The sequence below is a fragment of the Nocardioides sp. WJ219 genome, from assembly GCF_058559815.1.
Genome location: NZ_JBZUJV010000002.1, coordinates 649,161 through 667,807, shown reverse-complemented (window position 1 = coordinate 667,807; position 18,647 = coordinate 649,161). Strand labels below are relative to the sequence as shown.

Below are 18,647 nucleotides of genomic sequence, written 5' to 3'. Positions count from 1 at the left end.
GCAGATGAGCCGCCACACCCTCTCCGTCCTGGTCGAGAACAAGCCCGGCGTCCTGGCCCGGATCGCGGGTCTGTTCAGCCGCCGCGGGTTCAACATCGACTCGCTCGCCGTCGGCCCGACCGAGCACCCCGAGGTCTCGCGGATGACGATCGTGGTCAACGTCGAGTCGTCGCCGCTGGAGCAGGTCACCAAGCAGCTCAACAAGCTGGTCGAGGTGATCAAGATCGTCGAGCTCGACCCGGGCGCCTCGGTCAACCGCGAGCTCGTGCTCGTCAAGGTCTCCGCCAGCGCCGAGACCCGCGGTCAGGTGCTCGACACGGTGCAGCTGTTCCGCGCCAAGGTCATCGACGTCTCGCCCGAGGCCGTGACCATCCAGATCACCGGCAACGCCGGCAAGATCGGCGACTTCCTCGCGGTGCTCGAGCCGTTCGGCATCCGCGAGCTCGTCCAGTCGGGCCAGGTCGCCATCGGCCGCGGCAGCCGCTCCATCTCCGAGCGCTCCCTGCGCCCGGTCACCGTCCCCGTGCCGCCGGCCTCCGCCGGCTGACCACACCCATCCAGAGAAAGCGAACCCCACCTGTGGCTGAGATCTTCTACGACGACGACGCCGACCTGTCCCTGATCCAGGGCAAGAACGTGGCCGTCATCGGCTACGGATCGCAGGGTCACGCGCACGCGCTCAACCTGCGCGACTCCGGCGTCGACGTCCGCGTCGGCCTGGCCGAGGGCTCGCGGAGCAAGGCCAAGGCCGAGGAGGCCGGCCTGACGGTGCGCACCGTGGCCGAGGCGGTCGAGGAGGCCGACGTCGTCGTCATCCTCACCCCCGACCAGGTGCAGCGCCACGTCTACGCCGAGTCGATCGAGCCCCACCTCGCCGAGGGCGACACCCTGGTCTTCGGCCACGGCTTCAACATCCGGTTCGGCTACATCAAGGCCCCCGCCGGCGTCGACGTGATCCTGGTGGCCCCCAAGGCGCCGGGCCACACCGTGCGCCGCGAGTACGAGGCCGGGCGCGGCATCCCCGACATCATCGCCGTCGAGCAGGACGCCAGCGGCACCGCCTGGGACCTGGCGAAGTCCTACGCCAAGGCCATCGGCGGCACCCGCGCCGGCGTCATCAAGACGACGTTCACCGAGGAGACCGAGACCGACCTCTTCGGCGAGCAGGCCGTGCTCTGCGGTGGCGTCTCCCACCTGGTGCAGGCCGGGTTCGAGACCCTCACCGAGGCCGGCTACCAGCCCGAGATCGCCTACTTCGAGGTCCTCCACGAGCTCAAGCTCATCGTCGACCTGATGTGGGAGGGCGGCATCGCCAAGCAGCGCTGGAGCATCTCCGACACCGCCGAGTACGGCGACTACGTCTCCGGCCCGCGCATCATCGACGCCTCGGTCAAGACCCGCATGCAGGAGGTGCTGTCGGAGATCCAGGACGGCTCGTTCGCCGAGCGGTTCATCGCCGACCAGGACAACGGCGCCGAGGAGTTCAACCGCCTGCGCGCCGAGGAGGCCGGCCACCCGATCGAGGCCACCGGCAAGACCCTCCGCGCCCACTTCTCCTGGCAACAGGCCGACTCCGACTACACCGAGGGCTCCGCCGCCCGCTGAGCGCTGACCCGTCGCATCGTTGCGACGGGTCACCGCGAAATGGACGCTGACCCGTCGCATCGTTGCGACGGGTCAGCGTCATTTGCTCGTGGTGACGACTACTTCACCTCGGAGCGGAGGACCAGGCGGACGCCGATGGCGAGGGGGATCACCAGCCACAGGAGGCCGGAGGTGCCGAGCTGGGCCCACTGCTCGGCGGAGGGCAGGCCCTCGAACAGGGCGGTCTGGCTGTAGTTGAAGTCGATCCACGGCTGCAGGTCGGCGAACCACTCCTGGCTCGCGGCGAGCAGCGCGGTGAGGCCGGCCAGCACGAAGCCGTAGACGAAGTAGGCCACGATCGCGGCGGCCGAGGTGCGCAGCACCACGCCGAGCATGAAGCCGATCAGCAGGCCGAGCACGTTGGCCAGCACGATCATCGCCAGCTCGGACACCGTGACGTTCCACACCGTGTCGACGCCGGCGATCGCGGTGCCGACGACGTTGCCGAGGGCGCCGATGGCGACGGCGACGCCGATCGAGACGACGCCGATGCCGACCGCGCAGAGCGCCTTGGCCCCGATGACGCGGCCGCGGTTCGGGACGAAGGTGAACGTCGTCAGGCCGGTGCGCTGGCTCCACTCGCTGGTCACCGAGAGGATCGCGATGACCGGGAGGATGATCGACATCGGGATGCCGATCGCCGAGGCGAAGGTCTCGTAGGTCATCTCGTCGTCGGGGGCGAAGGCCACGACGGCGGCGGTGGCCAGCAGCGCGAGGATGCCGATGCTGCACATCAGCCAGAAGCCCGAGCGGGTGTCGAACATCTTGCGCAGCTCGACCGAGACGACCCGGGAGAACGGGATCGGGTCGAACGGACGGGCGGTGACCGGCGGGGGACCGGTGGAGATGGTGGTGGCGGTGGTCATGCGACGACTCCTTCGCGCTGGGTCTCGGCGGTGAGCTCGAGGAACATCTCCTCCAGGCCGGCGCCGTCGGCGCCGCGCAGCTCGAGCAGGGGTACGCCGGCGGCGTGGGCGACCTTGCCGACGTGCTCGGCCTCGGCGTCGGCCCGGAAACCGCCGTCGACGAGTCGGAACGGGACGGCCGACTCGGTCAGGGCCCGACCGAGGGCGTCGGTCTCGCGGGCCCGGACGATGGTGCCCGAGCCGGCGAGCAGCTCGGTCTTGGTGCCGGACGCGACGATCCGGCCGTTGCCGATGACCACGATGTCGTCGGCGATCACCTCGATCTCGTGCAGCAGGTGCGACGACAGCAGCACGGTGCCGCCGGCGTTGGCGTAGTCGCGCAGCAGGTCGCGCATCCAGCGGATGCCGGCCGGGTCGAGCCCGTTGGCCGGCTCGTCGAGGATCAGCGACGTGGGGTCGCCGATCAGGGCGACGGCGATGCCGAGGCGCTGCCGCATCCCGAGCGAGTAGTGCCGGACCCGCCGCTCGGCCTCGCGCGGCGTCAGGCTGACCCGGGCGAGCATCGCGTCGACGCGGTCGGCCGGCAGGCCGAGGGTGCGCTGGGCGAGGGTGAGGATCTCGCGGCCGGTGCGGCCGGCGTGCTGGGCCGAGGCGTCGAGGAGGACGCCGACCTCCCGGCCCGGGTTGGGCAGGTCGGCGAAGCGGCGCCCGGCGACGGTGGCGGTGCCCGACGTCGGCGGCGTGAGGCCGACCAGGACCCGCATGGTGGTGGACTTGCCGGCCCCGTTGGGGCCGAGGAACCCGGTGACCCTGCCGGGCCGGGCCGTGAACGACACGTCGTCCACGGCGGTGAAGGACCCGTAGGTACGGGTCAGGTTCTCGATGGTGATCATGTCCCGAAGCCTGGCGGCGCGGCGTCCCCCGGCACATCGGGGAGACCGCTGACCCCGACCCTGGTCCGCGCCCCCGAGGTGTCTCGGGGTCGGCTCGGGGTGGGCCGACGACAGAGCGCTCGCGCCGTCTAGATCTGTGGCTGTTGTGACTGGTGTGACCAACCCACCGACCAGCACCGCCGACGCGCCGCGCGCGCTCCCCGGAGCGGACGTCGGGCGTCGTTAGCGTGGGGGCGTCGGAGCGAGGTACAGCGTGAGGGAGCGGGATGTCCGAGCGGCGTGAGGCCGTCGGCGACGCTGCCCCGGCGCAGCCCGCCGGCCGCGACCGCAGCCACCACCGCGCCGACATCCAGGGCCTCCGGGCGGTCGCCGTGCTCGCCGTGGTCGCCGGTCACTACGGCGTCCCGGGGATGGCCGGCGGCTACCTCGGCGTCGACGTGTTCCTCGTGGTCTCGGGGTTCCTCATCACCCAGCTGCTGCTCGGCGAGGTGCGGCGTACCGGCACGGTCTCCGTGGGCGGGTTCTACGCCCGGCGGGCGCGCCGGATCCTGCCGGCCGCGACGGTCGTCGTGGTGGTCACCGTGGCCCTGTCGTCGCTGCTGCTCGGCGCCGCCGAGTCGCTCGAGACCGTCGAGGACGCCGGCTGGGCGGCGGTGTTCGCCGCCAACATCCGGTTCGCCGCGGTGGGTACCGACTACTTCGCGCGCGACCAGCTCACCTCGCCGCTGCAGCACTACTGGTCGCTGGCGGTCGAGGAGCAGTTCTACGTCGCCTGGCCGCTGCTGGTGCTGCTCTGCGTCGCCGTCCTCGGCCGGCGCGGTCGGCGCGGCCGCGGGTCCGACCGCCCGGCCGGGCAGCCGTCGTTCGTGCCGCTGCTCGCGGTGCTCGTCGTGCTCGGCGCCGCGTCGTTCGCCTACGCCGTCCACCTCTCCCACACCGACCCGGTGGCCGCCTACTTCTCCACCCCGGCCCGCGCCTGGGAGCTCACCGCCGGCGCGGTGGTCGCCCTGGTCGGCGTGCGGCTGACCCGGGCGCTGACGGTGCGGGCGCGGGGGCTGCTCGCGCTGACCGGGCTCGCCGCAATGGGCTACGCGTTCGCGACGTTCGACCAGGCCAGCCAGGCCCGTGGTGAGCTGATGGCGCTGCCCGTCGCCGCGACCGCGCTGGTGCTGCTCGCCGGCGTACGCCGTCCCGACGGCGCCCCGGTCGACGCCTGGCCGCAGCGCCTGCTGGGCGTGCGGCCGATGCGCGCGATCGGCGACTGGTCCTACTCGCTCTACCTGTGGCACTGGCCGCTGCTCGTGGTGCTCGAGGCCACCGAGGTCGAGGTGTCGACCCTGGCCCGCGTCGACCTCGTGCTGCTGACCCTGGGTCTCGCGGCCCTGACCCACCGCTTCGTCGAGACGCCGTTCCGCGACCCGGTGCGGATCCCGCGGTTCCGCGCGCTCGCGCTCTACCCGGCGTCGGTCTCGGTGCTCGCCCTGACCTGCGCGCTCGGCTGGTCCTACGCCCATCACCGCGCCTCGACGTACGGCGACGGGCCGGCGGTCACCCTGCAGGGCTCGGGCGTGGCCGAGGACCCGGAGGTCGAGGTGAGCCCCGACCCCGTCGTGGCCCTCGTCCAGGCGTCCGTGTACGCCGGCGAGCGCGGCCGCCCGGTGCCGGAGCGGCTGCGCCCGGGGCGGCTCGACCTGGCCGACAACATCGCCGGCGTCGGCGAGTGCGACTACGGGCCCGCCGGCGAGCGCGACCTGTGCCCGCGCGGCGACACCGACGCCGACCGGTCGATCGTGGTCATCGGCGACTCCCACGCCCAGATGTGGATCTCGGCGTTCGAGAAGATCGCCCTGCAGTCCGGCTTCACCACCTACTACCTGGTCAAGCCCGAGTGCACCGCCGCCTCGGTCACGGTGAGCGCGCCGGTCACCGGTGATCCCTGGACCGACTGCACGGCGTTCCGCGACTGGGCGTTCGAGCAGGTCGAGCAGCTGCACCCCGACCTGACCGTGGTCGCCAGCGCCGCCCCCGGCGGCGACGTCCACAGCCCGTCGGGCCGCACGGTGGCGGCCGACGACCCCCGCCGCACCGGGCTGATGGAGCAGGCGTGGGGCGAGACGTTCGAGCGGCTCGCGCCCCACACCGACGCCGTGCGGCTCATCCGCGACGTCCCGCTGGCCGACGTCGCGCCCGGCACCTGCCTGACCCGGGGCGACCCCGACCTCGGCGACTGCCTGTTCAGTCCCGACCAGACCTACGAGGCCGAGGCCGACGCCTCGGTGCGGGCCGCGGCGGCAGCCGGCGTGGGCAGCGTCGACCCGCGGCCCTGGCTGTGCTGGCGCGGCCGGTGCGCCGCGGTGGTCGGGGACGTCATCCCCTACATCGACCGGAGCCACCTGACCGCGATCTACGTCGACCTGCTCGGCGAGTCGCTGGGCCAGCGGCTCGGGATCTGGTCGGCCTGACCCGGACCAGCCCACCCCTCAGGAGTTAGGACAACCTACCCTCACCGGCGTACCGTGGTCGCTCGTGCTCAGCAACTTCCTGATCGGCCTGCGCGAGGGCCTCGAGGCCGCGCTCGTCGTGAGCATCCTGGTGGCCTACCTCGTCAAGTCCGACCGGCGCCACCAGCTGAAGTGGATCTGGGCCGGGGTGGGTGCCGCGGTGGTCCTGAGCGCCGGGTTCACGCTGCTGCTCGGGCTCCAGTCACGCAAGCTCGACTTCCGCAGCCAGGAGCTGCTCGGGGGAGTGCTGTCGCTGGTCGCCGCGGTGTTCGTGACCTGGATGATCTTCTGGATGGCCGGCGCGGCGAAGTCGATCGCCGGCGAGCTGCGCGGCAAGCTCGACGCCGCCGCCGACAGCCCGTTCTCCATCGTGGTGATCGCCTTCCTCGCCGTGGGTCGTGAGGGCATGGAGACCGCCGCCATCCTCTGGGCCAACACCCAGACCGCCACCGGTCGCGACAAGCCCGACGGCACCGACCTCACCACCACGCCGCTGGTCGGCGCCTTCCTCGGCATCGTCGCGGCCGTGGTGATCGGCTACCTCATCTACCGCGGCGCGGTGACGATCAACCTGACCACGTTCTTCACCTGGACCGGCGTGCTGCTGATCCTGGTCGCCGGCGGCGTGCTGTCCTACGGCGTCCACGACCTGCAGGAGATCGACGTCCTGCCCGGCCTGGGTACCACGCTCTTCGACATCTCCGGCACCGTCAACGCCAGCTCCTGGTACGGGTCGCTGCTCGGTGGGATGTTCAACTTCACCCCCGCCCCGACGGTCCTCGAGGCCACCGTCTGGGTGCTGTACGTCGTCCCGGTGATGGCGCTCTTCCTCCTCGCCGTCCGGCGCCGGTCCAGCGCGCCTCGCAGCCCCTCCAGCACGCCCGTGCCCCAGCCCGAAGGAACCCGATGATCCGCACCCTCCTCCCCGCGACCGCGCTCCTGGTCGCGGCCACCTCGCTCGCCGCCTGCGGCACCGAGAGCACCGAGCAGGCCGAGGGCGACCGCGCCTTCACCGTCGAGTCCAGTGCCGAGGGCTGCGAGGTCTCCGGCGACACCGCGCCGGCCGGCGTGCTCACCTTTGAGGTCAGCAACGCCGACGACGCCGTGACCGAGTTCTACCTGCTCGGCGAGGACGGCCTCCGCGTCGTCGGCGAGGTCGAGAACATCGGGGCCGACGGCAGCAACACGCTGACCGTCAAGGCCCCCGCCGGGGACTACTTCACCAAGTGCCGGCCCGGCATGAAGGGCGAGGGCATCAGCGCCGAGTTCACCGTCACCGAGTCCGACGAGGCCGAGGACCAGCTCAGCGCCTCCGACCAGGAGCTCGTCGACGAGGCGCTGGCCGGCTACCAGCTGTACGTGCGCGACCAGTCGGCGCAGCTGCTGGAGAAGACCACCGAGTTCGTCCGGCTCTACCAGGCCGGCCAGGACGACGAGGCGCGCACCCTCTACCCCGACGCCCGCACCCACTGGGAGCGCATCGAGACCGTCGCGGAGTCCTTCGGCGACCTCGACCCCAAGATGGACCTGCGCGAGGCCGACCTCGAGCCGGGCCAGGAGTGGACCGGCTGGCACAAGATCGAGAAGGACCTGTGGCCCCAGGAGGCCGTGGACTACACCCCGCTGACCCCGGCGGAGCGGACCACGTTCGGCGACGACCTGCTGGCCAACACCGAGGCGCTCGACACCCAGATCCAGGACCTGGAGTACACCATCGACGGCGTCGCCAACGGCTCGCGCGGCCTGCTCGAGGAGGTCGCCACCGGCAAGGTCACCGGCGAGGAGGAGTTCTGGTCGCACACCGACCTGTGGGACTTCCAGGCCAACGTCGACGGGGCCCGCGTCGCGTTCGACGGCGTCGAGCCGATCGTCCGCGAGAACGAGCCCGAGCTCGCCGACGAGCTGGCGACCCGGTTCGACGAGCTGCAGGTGCTGCTCGACCAGCATCGCGTCGGCGACGGCTTCAAGCTCTACACCGAGCTGACGCCCGAGGAGGTCAAGGCCCTGGCCGACGCCGTCAACGCGCTGTCCGAGCCCCTCGGACGCCTCACCGCGGCGGTCGTCTGACCATGGCCCCCGGACCCCGGATCTCCCGACGCGGCCTCCTCGGCGGCGGCGCGGCCGCCGTCGGGGTCGGCGGGGCGTTCGTGGCCGGCCGGGCCAGCGCCGACGACGCCGACACCGCGCTCGCGGCGTCGTACGACTTCCGCGGCGAGCACCAGGCCGGGATCGTCACGCCGGCCCAGGACCGCCTGCACTTCGCCGCCTTCGACGTGATCACCGACGACCGCGACGAGCTCGTCGGGCTGCTCCGCGACTGGACCGCCGCCGCGGAGCGCATGACGCGCGGCGACGACGCCGGCGAGGTCGGCGCCGTCGCGGGCGACCCGGCGCTGCCGCCCGACGACACCGGCGAGGCGATCGGGCTGCCGCCGTCGCGGCTGACCATCACCTTCGGCTTCGGGCCCTCGCTCTTCGACGACCGCTTCGGGCTCGCCGACCGGCGTCCGGCGTCCCTGGAGCGGTTGCCGCACTTCCCGGCCGACGTGCTCGACCCCGCCCTGTCCGACGGCGACCTGTGCGTGCAGGCCTGCGCCGACGACCCGCAGGTGGCGGTGCACGCGGTGCGCAACCTGGCCCGGATCGCGTTCGGCCGGGCCTCGGTGCGCTGGTCGCAGCTCGGCTTCGGGCGCACGTCGTCGACCAGCACCACCCAGGACACCGCGCGCAACCTGTTCGGGTTCAAGGACGGCACGGCCAACCTCAAGGCCGAGCAGCCCGAGCAGGTCGCGACCCACGTGTGGGTCGGCGCCGACGACGACCCGGCCGGCGCCTGGTTGGCGGGCGGTTCCTACCTCGTGGCCCGCCGGATCAACATGACCATCGAGGTCTGGGACCGCCAGCCGCTCGGTGACCAGGAGCTCTTCGTCGGCCGGACCAAGGGCGAGGGCGCGCCGCTCACCGGTGGCACCGAGTTCGACGAGCCCGACTTCGACGCGATCACCGGCACCGAGCCGACGGTCCCCGTCGACGCCCACGTGCGTCTCGTGCACCCCTCGGCCCACGGTGGCGCCAAGATGCTCCGCCGCGGCTACAACTTCGTCGACGGCACCGATGCGCTCGGCGGCCTCGACGCGGGCCTGTTCTTCGTCGCGTTCGTCCGCGACCCCGCGACCCAGTTCGTCCCGGTCCAGAACGCGATGGCCAGGTCGGACGCGCTGATGGAGTACCTCAAGGTCACCGGCTCCGCGCTGTTCGCCGTCCCGGCCGGCGTCGGCGACGGCGAGCACGTGGGCCAGGCCCTCTTCGCCTGACGGCGGCCGTCCGGTGTTCAGCGGACACCCGTCGCCGATGCTGACATGCTGGGGTGGTGGGCGGCGTCTCGGGCGCCCGCAGCCGATCGAGAGAGGGGATCGATGTGGCGAAGATCTTGGTGGCCGACGACGACGCCGACATGCGGCTCGTGCTGCAGGTCAAGCTGGAGTCCGCAGGCCACACGGTGGTGCAGGCCGGGGACGGAGACGTGGCGCTCGACTGGTGCCTCAACGGCGACCTCGACGTGGCGCTGCTCGACGTCACGATGCCGGGCCTCGAGGGCCCCGAGGTGGTCGCCGCCGTGCGTCGCGACCCCGAGCGCAAGGACCTGCCGATCCTGCTCGTCTCGGCCAACTCGACGTACGACGACATCGAGCGCGGGCTGCGGGCCGGCGCCGACGACTACGTCACCAAGCCGTTCCAGACGTTCGAGCTGCAGCGGCGGGTCGAGCGGATGGTGTGGCTCGGCCAGGACCTCGACGACCCCGACGAGCGCACCCGCAACCGGCGCGGCGTGCTCGAGACGCTCGGCCAGCTGCTGCCGGGCGACCGCCGCTCCTGAGGGTCACGCCCGCGGCGTGATCACCACGACCTCGACGGGCGAGCGGACGAACCGGCGCGCCCAGCCCCGCCGGTCGCGCAACCGACCGCGCGCCTCGGTCCAGGCCCGCCCCGAGCGCACGACCGTCGCGGTCGCCGGCGTCTCCAGGCGGCGACCGTCGTCCTCGACGACCACCAGGGCGAGCTCGAGCGGGCCGGTTCCGGCGAGGAACGGCTCGAGCTGAGGGGGTACCGGCGCGGCGAGCCGGCGGTCGGCGAGCCGCACCGCGCGCAGCTCCACCGCGACCTCATCCGCCGTCACCGTCACCCGCACCCGAGCACTCTCCCACCTGCACCAGTCGGTCGACCCCGATGTCGTCGAGGAACGTCTGGTCGTGGCTGACCACGACCAGTGCCCCCCGGTACCCCGCCAGCGCCGAGACGAGGGCGTCGTACGACGCGAGGTCGAGGTTGTTGGTGGGCTCGTCGAGCAGCAGCAGGCGGGGTGCGGGGTCGGCGAGCAGCACCCGGGCCAGCGCCGCACGGAACCGCTCGCCGCCCGACAGCGTGCCCGCGGGCCGGTCGGCACGCCCGCCACGGAAGAGGAACCGCGCCAGCCGCGCCCGGACCTCGTTGCGGTCGACGCCGGGCGCGACGGACTGCACGTTGGCGTAGACGCTGAGGTCGTCGTCGAGCACGTCGAGGCGCTGGGGGAGCAGCCCGACCGGCACGTGCGCCCGGACCGACCCCGACGCCGGCGGCACCAGCCCCGCGACGGTGTGCAGCAGCGTGGTCTTGCCGGCGCCGTTGGGACCGACGACGGCGATCCGGTCGGGTCCGCTGATGTCGAGGTCGACCGGCACGCCATGGCGCAGCACGAGGTCGTCGGTGCTCAGCACGAGCCGTCCGCGCGGCACCGCGGTGCCGGGCAGGTCGACCCGGATCGTGCGGTCCTCCCGCAGCCGCGACTCGGCGTCGGTCAGCCGGTCGCGCGCCGTCTCGAGGCGGTCCTGGTGGAGCCGGCGGTACTTCGCCGCGTGCTTCTCCGACCGGTTCTGCCAGAAGTCCTGCGCCCCCTTGGGCATGTTGCTGGTCGCCGCGTTGCGCGCGCCCTGGCGCCGCCGCTGCGCGAGGAGCCGCTCGGCCTCCTGCCGGTCGGCGCGCTGGCGGCGCACGTCGGAGCGGGCGGCCGTCACCGCGTGCTCGGCGGCCTCCTGCTCGGCCGCGACCTGCTCGGCGTACGACGTCCACCCGCCGCCGTACCAGCGCACCCGGCCGTCGCGGAGGTCGCCGATCCGGTCGACGTGCTCGAGCAGCTCGCGGTCGTGGCTGACCACGAGCAGCGAGCCCGACCACGACGACACCAGGTCGACGAGCCGCGCCCGGGCGTCGGCGTCGAGGTTGTTGGTGGGCTCGTCGAGCAGCAGCACGTTGGGGGCGTCGAGCGCGAGCCGGGCCAGGCCGAGCTGCACCACCTCGCCGCCGGACAGCTCGCCGAGGCGCCGGCCGAGGACGTCGGGCAGCCCGAGCCGCGCCAGGGACGCGACGGCCCGCTCCTCGACGTCCCAGTCGTCGCCGACGGCGTCGTAGTCGGCCGGGTCGACCGAGCCGGCCTCGATCGCCCGGAGGGCGCGCAGCGCCTCGGCGACGCCGAGGAAGTCCGCGACGCTGCGGCCGGCGTCGAGGGTGAGGTCCTGCGGCAGGTAGCCGACCCGGCCGCTCACCGCGACGTGGCCCGAGGTGGGCGCCAGCTCGCCGGCGACCAACCGGAGCACGGTCGACTTGCCGGCGCCGTTGACGCCGACGAGCGCCGACCGGCCGGGCGGGACGAGCAGGTCGAGGCCGGTCAGGACCGGGGTGCCGTCGGGCCAGGCGAACGAGACGCCGGCGAGGCTGAGGACAGAGGTGGACGAAGGCATGCGGAAGCTCCCTGGGTCAGGGTGGAGGACGTGGCGGACGGCCTCAGAGCTTCAACGCGGACCTCTGTCGTCGGGGGCAGGACGTCGGCCACGCTACGTCGCCACGCGCCCGCGGACCACCGAATTGCCCGGTCGTCGTCCGTGTAGCGTGGCCGACGCACAGCGCCGTGCGCCGCCCTGCCAGCCCGCCATGCCAGCCCGCCTGCCCTCGAGGACCGCTGTGATCCACGCCCCCGACCGTGCCGTCGTGCTCATCGCCGAGGAGCTGAGCCCCGCCACGGTGGCGGCGCTCGGGCCCGACTTCGAGATCCGCTACTGCGACGGCGCCGACCGGACCGAGCTGCTCGCCGCGCTCCCCGACGTCGACGCCGTCCTGGTGCGCTCGGCGACGAAGATCGACGCGGAGGCACTGGCCGCCGCCCGCCGGCTCAAGGTCGTCGCCCGGGCCGGGGTCGGCCTCGACAACGTCGACGTCCGTGCCGCGACGCTCGCCGGGGTGATGGTCGTCAACGCACCGACGTCCAACATCGTCTCGGCCGCCGAGCTCGCGGTCGCCCTGATGCTCGCCGCCGCCCGCCACGTCTCGCCGGCCCACGCGGCACTGCGGCAGGGGGAGTGGAAGCGGTCGCGCTACAGCGGCACCGAGCTGTACGAGAAGACCGTCGGCATCGTCGGCCTGGGCCGGATCGGCGTCCTCGTCGCGCAGCGGCTGGCGGCGTTCGGGATGAGCGTCATCGCCTACGACCCCTACGTGCAGGCCGGACGAGCGGCGCAGGTCGGCGTCCGCCTGGTCGATCTCGACACGCTGCTGGCCGAGTCGGACTTCATGAGCGTCCACCTGCCCAAGACGCCCGAGACCGTGGGCCTGATCGGGGCCGACCAGCTCGCGGTGGCCAAGCCGTCGCTGGTGCTGGTCAACGCGGCCCGTGGCGGCATCGTCGACGAGGCCGCGCTGTACGACGCCCTCAAGACCGGGCAGATCGCCGCGGCCGGTCTCGACGTCTTCGCGACCGAGCCCTGCACCGACAGCCCGCTGTTCGAGCTGGAGAACGTCGTCGCCACGCCGCACCTCGGCGCGTCGACGGTCGAGGCCCAGGAGAAGGCCGGCATCTCGGTCGCCCGCTCGGTGCGGCTCGCGCTCTCGGGCGAGCTGGTGCCCGACGCCGTCAACGTGCAGGGCGGGGTGATCGCCGAGGACGTGCGCCCCGGCATCCCGCTCACCGAGAAGCTCGGCCGGATCTTCACCGGCGTCGCCGGCGAGGTCGCCCAGCAGGTCGACGTCGAGGTGCGCGGCGAGATCACCGAGAACGACGTCAAGGTGCTCGAGCTGGCGGCGCTGAAGGGGATCTTCACCGACGTCATCGAGGACGCCGTCTCCTACGTCAACGCGCCGCTGCTGGCCGCCGAGCGCGGCACCGCCGTCCGCCTGGTCACCGACCCCGAGAGCCCCGACCACCGCAACCTGATCACCATCCGCGGCACCCTCGCCGACGGGTCCCAGGTCTCGGTCAGCGGCACGCTGGTCGGCATCAACCAGCGCGAGCGGCTGGTGGAGGTCAACGGCTACGACCTCGACCTCGAGCCCACCGAGCACCTCGCGTTCTTCGCCTACCACGACCGCCCGGGCATGGTCGGCACCGTCGGTCGCGTCCTGGGCGAGGCCGGCGTCAACATCGCCGGCATGCAGGTCTCCCGCAACGCCAAGGGCGGCGAGGCCCTGGTCGCGCTGTCGGTCGACTCGGCGATCCCGCCCGAGGTCCTCGCCGACATCGAGACCGCGATGAGCGCCCACTCCGCCCGCACGATCGACCTCGTCTGACGCTGGTCCGGGATAGTTCGATACCTCATCAACGTAAGAGCGCTCCCTACACGTTGATGAGGTATCGAACTATCCCCGGCGGCCGTCAGGCCACGATCACCCGCGCCGGCCGGGTCGGCGCCGACGCGGCCCGGTCGCGGACGACGTGCCAGGCGGTGGCGAGGCGGCGTACGGCCTCCTCGAGCTCGGCGGCCGGGCGGGTCCAGGGGATCCGGACGAACCGGTCGAGCCCGCCCTCGGCCGCGAACGCGGGCCCGGGGGCGACGATGACGCCGAGGCGCTCGGCCTCGTCGGCGACCGCGGTGCCGCGGGCGGCCGGCAGCTCGCACCACACCACGAGCCCGCCGGCGGGTCGGTGGAAGCGCCACTCGGGCAGGTGCCGGTCGAGCGCGGCGAGGAGCGCTTCGCGCTGCACGCGGAGCCGGTCGCGGTGGGCGCGCACGACCGGCCCGTCGAAGCCGCCGTCGGTGAGCAGCCGGGTCAGCACCAGCTGCTCGAGCACCGGAGTGCCGAGGTCGAGGCCGAGCCGGGCGTCGGTGAGGCGCGCCATCAGGTCGGGGCGGCCGTGGGGCGCGCGGATCCAGCCCAGGCGCAGGCCGCCCCAGAACGACTTGCCGGCGCTGCCGATGGTCACCGTCGACGGCGCGTGCCGCGCGAACGGCGCGGGCATCGTCTGGCCGTCGAGCGCCAGGGCCTGGTGGGCCTCGTCGACGACGGCGACGGTCCCGCTGCGCCGCAGGTGGGCGGCGTACACCGCGCGCTGGGCGTCGGTCATCAGGTGGCCGGTGGGGTTCTGGAAGTCGGGCACCAGGTAGACGAGCGTGGGCGCCACGTCGCGCAGCGCGTCGCCGACGGCGTCGAGGTCCCAGCCGCCGGGGTCGACGGGGATCGCGCCGACTCGGGCGCCGCTGTGTCGGATCGCCTGCACGGCGTTGGGGTAGACCGGCGACTCGACCAGCACCCGGTCGCGCGGGCCCGTGAAGGTCTGGGCGACGACCGCCGCCGCCGTCAGCGCGCCCGGGGTCACCATGATGTCCTCGGGGTCGGTGGGCAGCCCGCGGTCGACGTAGGTCTGCGCGATCGCGGCCTGCAGCGCCGGCAGGCCGGCCGGGAAGTAGCCGTGCCCGGCGAGGTAGGCCGGCAGCTCGGCGGCCGCCTCGGCGTAGGCGGCGGCGGTGCCGGGCGGGGCCGAGTTGGCGGCGCAGCTGAGGTCGATCGCCTCGCCGTCGCCGGGGCGGGGGTGTAGCGCCCGGTCGTGGGCGCGGGCCCGGCCGCCCGGCACGGCGGTGAAGGTGCCGGCGCCGCGGCGGGTCTCGGCGTACCCGCCCTCGCGCAGCAGCTGGTAGGCCCGGGTCACGGTGGTGCGGGAGACGTCGAGGGCGACGGTGAGGTCGCGCTCGCTCGGCAGGCGGACGTCGAGCCCGATCCGGCCGTCGCCGACCAGCTCGGTGAGGGCCTCGGCCAGGCCGGCGTAGGCGGGGGAGCGGTCGAAGGCGCCGACCAGGGTGGCGACGCGGGTCGCCGAGATGTTCATGGCCTGGGTCATGCAGGCCACCCTGGCACGATTGGCTATTCGACAGAAGGCCAATCTGCTCCAGGCTGGTGTCGTGACCACGACCCCGCAGCCGGCCCTCGTCGACCTCGGACCCCTCGCGCAGATCCGGGCCGGTCGCCTGACCGAGCGACTCGTGCGGCTCTTCGTGGGCCTCGTCCTCTACGGGGTGTCGCTGGCGATGATGGTGCGCGGCGACCTCGGCCTCGCGCCCTGGGACGTGCTGCACTCCGGCCTGATCCGGCACGTGCCGCTCACGCTCGGGCAGGCCGTGGTGGTGATGAGCTTCGTGGTGCTGCTGCTGTGGATCCCGCTGCGGGAGAAGCCGGGGCTGGGCACCATCGCCAACGCCCTGGTCGTCGGTCTCGCCTGTGACGCGACGCTGTGGCTGCTCGACGCGCCGGACGCCTGGGCGGCGCGGGTCGGCCTCATGGTGGGCGGGGTGCTGCTGTGCGGCTTCGCGTCGGCGTTCTACATCGGGGCGCAGCTCGGCCGCGGTCCCCGCGACGGCCTGATGACCGGCCTGGCCCGGCGTACCGGGCTCTCGATCCGCCTGGTCCGGACCGGCCTCGAGGTCGCCGTGGTGCTGGTCGGGCTCGTGCTCGGCGGCGTCCTGGGCGTCGGCACGGTGCTCTACGCGCTGGCGATCGGGCCGGTCACCCAGGCGCTGCTGCCGCACCTGCTGGTCGATGTCTCCCCGCCGGTCGGCGACCCCGCGCCGCGCCTGTCGTGAGCTGTCGGTGCCGCCGTCTAGGCTCGGTCAGGTGAGTACACGATGAGCAAGACCAACGAGCTGCGCGCGATGCGCGACGAGAAGTACGCCCGAGCCCGCGCGGTCGCCGGCGAGCCCCCGATCGCCCCGCGCCGCCCGACCTCGGCCCCGGCCAAGGCCGCCCCGGCCGCCGCCCCCGCGGAGGCGAACGCCGACGGGCTGTGCGGTCACCGCAACATGAGCGGCCGCACCTGCACCCGCGAGCAGGGTCACGAGGCCAAGAGCCACCGTTACTCCTGAGCCGCCTCGGGCGCCGGGTGGGCCGCTGGCGGCGTGGCGTCTGGGTAGCGCCTTCACGGCGCGTCCTGGGGCCCGCTGACGTCGGCTGCGGACCTGCCGTTGCCGCGCGATCGAACGGGAACGACACGTCCGGGCCCCCGCGATCTGTCGTTGCCGCGCGATCGAACGGGAACGACACTTCCGGGCCATCCCGATCTGTCGTTGCCGCGCGATCGCACGGGAACGACACATTCGTGCCCCCGCGATCTGCCGTTGCCGCGCGATCGCACGGGAACGACACATCCAGCCCCGGACCGCGCCCCGGTGACCCTCAGCGCTTGGTGGCGATGATGGTCGCGGCGTCGGAGGCGACCATCACCTCGACGGTGGTGAACCGCTCGTCGGTCAGCCACTGCTCGCGCAGGGTGTCGACCCGGCCGTAGGTGACCGGGGGCCAGCCCTCGCTGGGCGTGAAGTCGTCGAGCACGACGATGCCGCCGTCCTCGACGAGGTCGGCGACGGCGTCGACGCCGACGGCGCCCTCGCCGCCGGCCCAGCCGCCGTCGCCCTGGCCGGCGTCGAGGAACAGCAGCGAGAACGGGCCCTTGTCGAGCAGGGTGGACCAGTCGGCCGCGAGCACCTCGACCTGGTCGTCGTCGGCGAAGATCTCGGTGGCCGCGCGGGCGAGCCGGGGGTCGAGCTCGGCGGTGACGATGCGGGCCTTCTCGCCGCGGACGCCGGAGCGCAGCCACGCCGTCCCGACCCCGCACCCGGTGCCGAACTCGGCCATCGTGCCGTCGCGGGTCGCCGCCAGCATCGCGAGCAGCCGCCCGGTCTCGTTGCGACAGAACGACACGTAGCCGGCCCGGCGCGAGACCGCGAACGCCCGCTCCACCACGTCGGGCAGGTCGGGGGAGGCGCTCATGGTGCGAGTCTCCGGGTCGGTCTCCCCGAGCGAGACGCGCGTCTCGCGATGCGAACAGTTCGTCGATTCCGGTGGCGAGGCCGCCGACCCCGTCCTACCGTCGGACCATCATGCGGAGCGTGTTCGTACTTATCGAGCGCCGCGACGGGGCCTGGCAGATCTGAGAATCTGCGGCGAGAGGCCACCCCGTCGCGGTGGCTTTCGTGCGTTCCCGGCCCTCGCACCACCATTCCCGGTGATGTCTCCGCGGCGGTCCGCCCTCGGCGCAGAAGCGCGATCCGCTCGTCCGCAGGCTCGTCCCGTGTGATCCACGGGTTCCTCCTCCGTGGGGGCATCTCCGGGTGTGACGACCACATCCCGGTGTCCCCGCGTGCTCCGGCACCACGACGAAGGAGAAGAGCGATGTACGACATGTACCCCGAGTGGGGCCCCGCCAAGAACCGCGCCGACGACCACAGCTGGTACGGCGCCGTCCAGACGGCCCTCGACCTGCGAGACAACGGCGGCGAACGGCCCGACGACAACTAGGTTCCGCTCCATGAGCAACGCAGCAGGACCACAGACCGGCACCGTCACGCTGGCCGTCATCCCGGGTGACGGCATCGGGCCCGAGGTGACCGCCGAGGCCGTCAAGGTCCTCGAGGCCGTCGCCCCCCAGGGCGTGACGTTCGAGCAGACCCGCTACGACCTCGGCGCCGAGCGCTACCTCGCGACCGGCGAGGTGCTGCCCGACTCCGTGCTCGACGAGATCCGCGGGCACGACGCGATCCTGCTGGGTGCCGTGGGCGGCAAGCCCAACGACCCGAACCTCCCCCCGGGCATCCTCGAGCGGGGCCTCCTGCTCCGGCTGCGCTTCGAGCTCGACCACTACGTCAACCTGCGCCCGTCCCGCATCTACCCCGGCGCCGTCTCGCCCCTCGCCAACCCCGGCGAGGTCGACTTCGTCGTCGTCCGCGAGGGCACCGAGGGTCCCTACACCGGCAACGGCGGCGCCCTGCGCGTCGGCACGCCGGCCGAGATCGCCACCGAGGTCTCGGTCAACACGGCCCACGGCGTCGAGCGGGTGGTCCGCGACGCCTTCGCCCGCGCCCAGCGGCGCCCGCGGCAGAAGCTCACCCTGGTCCACAAGACCAACGTGCTCGTCCACGCCGGCGCGGTGTGGTGGCGGCTGACCCAGGAGGTCGCCCGCGAGTTCCCCGAGGTCACCGTCGACTACATGCACGTCGACGCCGCGATGATCTTCCTGACCACCGACCCCGCCCGCTTCGACGTGATCGTCACCGACAACCTCTTCGGCGACATCATCACCGACCTCGCCGCCGCCATCACCGGTGGCATCGGTCTGGCCGCCTCCGGCAACGTCAACCCCGACCGCACGGCCCCCTCCATGTTCGAGCCCGTGCACGGCTCGGCCCCCGACATCGCCGGTCAGCAGAAGGCCGACCCGACCGCCGCGATCCTCTCCGTCGCCCTCCTCCTCGACCACCTCGGCCACCCTGACCCCGCTGCCGCCGTCGAGGCGGCCGCCGTCGCCGACCTCGCCGAGCGCGAGCCCGGCGCCGGCCCCACCGGCGGACGGCGGACGTCCGAGGTCGGCGACGCGATCGCGGCGCGGCTGGCCTGACCCAGGTCACTCCTGTCCCAGAGCTCGGCTGGGGCGGGGTGTGGCATCCATCTGATAG

Annotated in this window: 18 protein-coding genes; 12 read left to right on the top strand and 6 right to left on the bottom strand. The window is 73.2% G+C overall.

Annotation, left to right across the window (positions count from 1 at the left end; all coding sequences use genetic code 11):
- Positions 1-4 precede the first annotated feature (4 nt).
- Together ilvN and ilvC are read left to right on the top strand one after the other, a co-directional pair.
- On the top strand, positions 5-547 hold the full coding sequence (gene ilvN, locus AC4MBH_RS07275; RefSeq protein ID WP_491793891.1) for an acetolactate synthase small subunit: 543 nt from the start codon (positions 5-7) through the stop codon (positions 545-547).
- A gap of 32 nt (positions 548-579) precedes the next feature.
- Positions 580-1,605 carry a ketol-acid reductoisomerase gene (gene ilvC, locus AC4MBH_RS07270; RefSeq protein WP_491793889.1) on the top strand — a complete coding sequence of 342 codons (1,026 nt, stop codon included), beginning with the start codon at positions 580-582 and terminating at the stop codon, positions 1,603-1,605.
- A gap of 98 nt (positions 1,606-1,703) precedes the next feature.
- On the opposite strand, the gene AC4MBH_RS07265 is transcribed toward ilvC, so the two are convergent.
- Entirely contained in the window at positions 1,704-2,510 is an 807-nt protein-coding gene (locus tag AC4MBH_RS07265) for an ABC-2 transporter permease (protein WP_491793887.1), read from the bottom strand.
- The gene (locus AC4MBH_RS07260) at positions 2,507-3,403 is read right to left on the bottom strand and encodes an ABC transporter ATP-binding protein (RefSeq protein ID WP_491793885.1); all 897 of its coding nucleotides are present in this window, start codon (positions 3,401-3,403) and stop codon (positions 2,507-2,509) included. The genes AC4MBH_RS07265 and AC4MBH_RS07260 overlap by 4 nt, the downstream gene beginning before the upstream one ends.
- A gap of 266 nt (positions 3,404-3,669) precedes the next feature.
- Between AC4MBH_RS07260 and AC4MBH_RS07255 the strand changes: the two genes are divergently transcribed.
- The 5 genes from AC4MBH_RS07255 (at position 3,670) to AC4MBH_RS07235 (ending at position 9,781) form a co-directional block, all read left to right on the top strand.
- Entirely contained in the window at positions 3,670-5,865 is a 2,196-nt protein-coding gene (locus AC4MBH_RS07255; protein ID WP_491793883.1) for an acyltransferase family protein, read from the top strand.
- Between the two features lie 64 nt (positions 5,866-5,929).
- Positions 5,930-6,814, top strand: a complete 885-nt coding sequence (gene efeU / locus AC4MBH_RS07250; protein WP_491793881.1) for an iron uptake transporter permease EfeU — start codon at positions 5,930-5,932, stop codon at positions 6,812-6,814.
- Positions 6,811-7,971: an iron uptake system protein EfeO gene (efeO, locus tag AC4MBH_RS07245; protein ID WP_491793879.1), complete on the top strand. Its 1,161-nt coding sequence runs from the start codon at positions 6,811-6,813 to the stop codon at positions 7,969-7,971. The genes efeU and efeO overlap by 4 nt, the downstream gene beginning before the upstream one ends.
- Before the next feature lie 2 nt (positions 7,972-7,973).
- Positions 7,974-9,218 (top strand): iron uptake transporter deferrochelatase/peroxidase subunit, encoded by a 1,245-nt coding sequence (gene efeB / locus AC4MBH_RS07240; RefSeq protein WP_491793877.1) that lies wholly within the window; start codon positions 7,974-7,976, stop codon positions 9,216-9,218.
- A gap of 104 nt (positions 9,219-9,322) precedes the next feature.
- Positions 9,323-9,781 carry a response regulator gene (locus tag AC4MBH_RS07235; protein ID WP_491793875.1) on the top strand — a complete coding sequence of 153 codons (459 nt, stop codon included), beginning with the start codon at positions 9,323-9,325 and terminating at the stop codon, positions 9,779-9,781.
- 3 nt (positions 9,782-9,784) lie between these two features.
- On the opposite strand, the gene AC4MBH_RS07230 is transcribed toward AC4MBH_RS07235, so the two are convergent.
- Both AC4MBH_RS07230 and AC4MBH_RS07225 read right to left on the bottom strand, forming a co-directional pair.
- A complete protein-coding gene (locus AC4MBH_RS07230) occupies positions 9,785-10,060 on the bottom strand; it encodes a hypothetical protein (RefSeq protein ID WP_491793874.1) in 276 nt (91 codons plus the stop codon).
- Positions 10,061-10,067: 7 nt separating this feature from the next.
- Positions 10,068-11,678, bottom strand: coding sequence for an ABC-F family ATP-binding cassette domain-containing protein (locus AC4MBH_RS07225; RefSeq protein WP_491793872.1), 1,611 nt, complete (start codon positions 11,676-11,678; stop codon positions 10,068-10,070).
- A 220-nt stretch (positions 11,679-11,898) separates the two neighbouring features.
- On the opposite strand from AC4MBH_RS07225, the gene serA reads away from it, so the two are divergent.
- Positions 11,899-13,497: a phosphoglycerate dehydrogenase gene (gene serA, locus AC4MBH_RS07220; protein WP_491793871.1), complete on the top strand. Its 1,599-nt coding sequence runs from the start codon at positions 11,899-11,901 to the stop codon at positions 13,495-13,497.
- Between the two features lie 85 nt (positions 13,498-13,582).
- Here serA and yczR read toward each other — a convergent pair whose 3' ends face one another.
- Positions 13,583-15,043 (bottom strand): MocR-like transcription factor YczR, encoded by a 1,461-nt coding sequence (yczR, locus tag AC4MBH_RS07215; RefSeq protein WP_491793869.1) that lies wholly within the window; start codon positions 15,041-15,043, stop codon positions 13,583-13,585.
- Positions 15,044-15,104: 61 nt separating this feature from the next.
- Here yczR and yczE point away from each other — a divergent pair, with 61 nt between their 5' ends.
- A complete protein-coding gene (gene yczE / locus AC4MBH_RS07210) occupies positions 15,105-15,782 on the top strand; it encodes a membrane protein YczE (RefSeq protein ID WP_491793867.1) in 678 nt (225 codons plus the stop codon).
- Positions 15,783-15,824: 42 nt separating this feature from the next.
- Positions 15,825-16,061: a hypothetical protein gene (locus AC4MBH_RS07205; RefSeq protein WP_491793865.1), complete on the top strand. Its 237-nt coding sequence runs from the start codon at positions 15,825-15,827 to the stop codon at positions 16,059-16,061.
- Between the two features lie 310 nt (positions 16,062-16,371).
- Here the strand turns inward: AC4MBH_RS07205 and AC4MBH_RS07200 are convergent, their stop codons facing one another.
- The gene (locus AC4MBH_RS07200; protein ID WP_491793863.1) at positions 16,372-16,965 is read right to left on the bottom strand and encodes an O-methyltransferase; all 594 of its coding nucleotides are present in this window, start codon (positions 16,963-16,965) and stop codon (positions 16,372-16,374) included.
- Between the two features lie 402 nt (positions 16,966-17,367).
- Between AC4MBH_RS07200 and AC4MBH_RS07195 the strand changes: the two genes are divergently transcribed.
- Entirely contained in the window at positions 17,368-17,493 is a 126-nt protein-coding gene (locus AC4MBH_RS07195) for a hypothetical protein (RefSeq protein WP_491793861.1), read from the top strand.
- 10 nt (positions 17,494-17,503) lie between these two features.
- Entirely contained in the window at positions 17,504-18,589 is a 1,086-nt protein-coding gene (locus tag AC4MBH_RS07190) for a 3-isopropylmalate dehydrogenase (protein ID WP_491793859.1), read from the top strand.
- Positions 18,590-18,647: the final 58 nt, after the last annotated feature.

Bases quoted from the DNA above. Each gene is read 5' to 3' on its own strand.
- efeO (WP_491793879.1), top strand. From the start codon at position 6,811: ATGATCCGCACCCTCCTCCCCGCGACCGCGCTCCTGGTCGCGGCCACC.
- AC4MBH_RS07255 (WP_491793883.1), top strand. From the start codon at position 3,670: ATGTCCGAGCGGCGTGAGGCCGTCGGCGACGCTGCCCCGGCGCAGCCC.
- AC4MBH_RS07200 (WP_491793863.1), bottom strand. From the start codon at position 16,965: ATGAGCGCCTCCCCCGACCTGCCCGACGTGGTGGAGCGGGCGTTCGCG.
- efeB (WP_491793877.1), top strand. From the start codon at position 7,974: ATGGCCCCCGGACCCCGGATCTCCCGACGCGGCCTCCTCGGCGGCGGC.
- yczR (WP_491793869.1), bottom strand. From the start codon at position 15,043: ATGACCCAGGCCATGAACATCTCGGCGACCCGCGTCGCCACCCTGGTC.
- AC4MBH_RS07195 (WP_491793861.1), top strand. From the start codon at position 17,368: ATGTACGACATGTACCCCGAGTGGGGCCCCGCCAAGAACCGCGCCGAC.
- AC4MBH_RS07205 (WP_491793865.1), top strand. From the start codon at position 15,825: ATGAGCAAGACCAACGAGCTGCGCGCGATGCGCGACGAGAAGTACGCC.
- AC4MBH_RS07260 (WP_491793885.1), bottom strand. From the start codon at position 3,403: ATGATCACCATCGAGAACCTGACCCGTACCTACGGGTCCTTCACCGCC.
- AC4MBH_RS07190 (WP_491793859.1), top strand. From the start codon at position 17,504: ATGAGCAACGCAGCAGGACCACAGACCGGCACCGTCACGCTGGCCGTC.
- AC4MBH_RS07225 (WP_491793872.1), bottom strand. From the start codon at position 11,678: ATGCCTTCGTCCACCTCTGTCCTCAGCCTCGCCGGCGTCTCGTTCGCC.
- ilvN (WP_491793891.1), top strand. From the start codon at position 5: ATGAGCCGCCACACCCTCTCCGTCCTGGTCGAGAACAAGCCCGGCGTC.
- AC4MBH_RS07265 (WP_491793887.1), bottom strand. From the start codon at position 2,510: ATGACCACCGCCACCACCATCTCCACCGGTCCCCCGCCGGTCACCGCC.